At 65.3% G+C, this 1,027-nt stretch carries 1 protein-coding gene; it reads right to left on the reverse strand.

Annotated elements, in window-relative coordinates:
- Positions 1–327 (reverse strand): inorganic pyrophosphatase (locus C1A33_RS26195; RefSeq protein ID WP_101834221.1); only part of this gene is annotated, 327 nt, incomplete at its 3' end.
- Between the last annotated feature and the right edge of the window lie 700 nt (positions 328–1,027).

Raw genomic sequence — 1,027 nt, forward strand, 5'->3', positions numbered from 1 at the left:
GCCGCCGATCCCCAGGACATCGTCGAGCAGCCGCCGCACACGCTCGATCTCGCCGACGGTGCAGTCCACCAGTATCTTGACCTCCACGTCACGCTTGCCCCGATCCGCTGTAACGAAGAATCCCACCACGCCGGCGCCGGCAGCGCTGCCGCGAAAGACATCCACCCCGCCGCCGTCCGCGGCCACGGTGCCCTCCAGGTAGCCGTAGTCGACGGGGTACACGGCCTGCGGCACCCGCGGGTGGGTGCTGCCGGCCGGCCGGTCCACCACCAGCCGGCAGGTGGCCGCCAGCCCGTCGAGATTGCCGAACAGCCGTACACGGGACATGTCCGACATGATCCCCGCCGAATCGAAGGACGTCCATGAGAGAGGCCACGGACACGAAGCGGCCAGGGCCATCCGCATAGTCCAGCCGTAAACGGCGGGGCCCGGCCAGGGCCACGACGATGGCGGACGGCATCTGGACGCGACCGTCCGTCCTTGCCTCGGCCATAGGCGAACAAGTCGCCCTGTACATTCTCGGTGCTGACCGGGCGGCTGCCTCAGGCGATCGCGGGTGTCCTCGAAGCTGCCCCCAGCACAACCGGCCCGGCGGATGCCGGTTCGCACCGCCCCGACGTGGTGCCCAGGTAACTGAGACCTTTTAAACCGCGCCCTCCCGAACGGCGACCTGCGGGACCGCACTCCCGCACGATCAATGATATCAAGCACAGAGAGTCAACATCGGAGTCATCCCGGCCGGAGGCCCCGGCATTGCGCGAACCAGGCCTCCGTCCCCTCTGACCTGCGCCTGCGCGACACCGGCAAGCCTGCCGATTGATAGGTTCAACCTATTTGACCAGGTCAGAGGCTAGATGTGGAGCGTGGTGGACCATGTGTACCAGCATCCGAACCGTTTGATCTTGGTTGCTGGCCCTAAAGTCACTGTCCGACCGGTCACTACCAGGGCCCTGACCAGAGACGATGTCCAGTGAGCATTTTCAATGTTATTTTACGTGAATTGCGGGAATGTTCCGTCGCGCGCGTT

Source organism: Frankia canadensis (assembly GCF_900197875.1).
Taxonomy (GTDB): domain Bacteria; phylum Actinomycetota; class Actinomycetes; order Frankiales; family Frankiaceae; genus Frankia; species Frankia canadensis.